Origin of the sequence: Lentzea flava, assembly GCF_014648475.1 — a bacterium.
GTDB lineage: Bacteria > Actinomycetota > Actinomycetes > Mycobacteriales > Pseudonocardiaceae > Lentzea > Lentzea flava.
Genome location: NZ_BMRE01000178.1, coordinates 1 through 568, shown reverse-complemented (window position 1 = coordinate 568; position 568 = coordinate 1). Strand labels below are relative to the sequence as shown.

The window sequence follows — 568 nt, the reverse complement described above, 5'->3', positions numbered from 1 at the left end:
CCGGCACACCCGAACCTGGCGACGAAACCGGCGACGAGACCGGCGCAACCGGCGGCGGCAGCAGCGGTGGTGGTGTCGGTGTCGGTGGTGTTCGTGTTGGTGGTGTCGGTGGTGTCGGTGTTGGTGGTGGTGGTGGTGTCGGTGGTGGTGGTGTTGGTGGTGGTGGCAACCGCACCGGCAGCCAAACCCCGCCTGGGGTGGCTGGGCTTGGGGTGGCTGGGCTTGGGGTGGCTGGGCTTGGGGTGACGGGGCCGGGCACGTCGGTCCCTTCTGTTGTCGTGCAGGGGCAGGAGGCCTTCACCTCGGGCACGGTCACGCCGCCGCCGGGTACGGTCACACCGCCGCCCGGCACGGTCACGCCGCCGCCCGGTACGGTCACGCCGCCGCCCGGTACGGTCACGCCGCCGCCCGGTACGGTCACGCCGCCGCCCGGTACGGTCACGCCGCCGCCGGGTACGGTCACGCCGCCGCCGGGTACGGTCACGCCGCCGCCCGGTACGGTCACGCCGCCGCCGGGTACGGTCACGCCGCCGCCGGGTACGGTCACGCCGCCGCCGGGTACGGTCAC

2 protein-coding genes are annotated in these 568 nt (G+C 74.8%); both read left to right on the top strand.

The window, feature by feature from the left end:
• A partial coding sequence (locus IEZ09_RS46045; RefSeq protein ID WP_229813587.1) for a hypothetical protein occupies positions 1–246 on the top strand: 246 nt, incomplete at its 5' end.
• On the top strand, positions 228–568 hold a 341-nt coding region (locus IEZ09_RS46040; RefSeq protein ID WP_229813586.1), incomplete at its 3' end, for a hypothetical protein. The genes IEZ09_RS46045 and IEZ09_RS46040, both read left to right, overlap by 19 nt.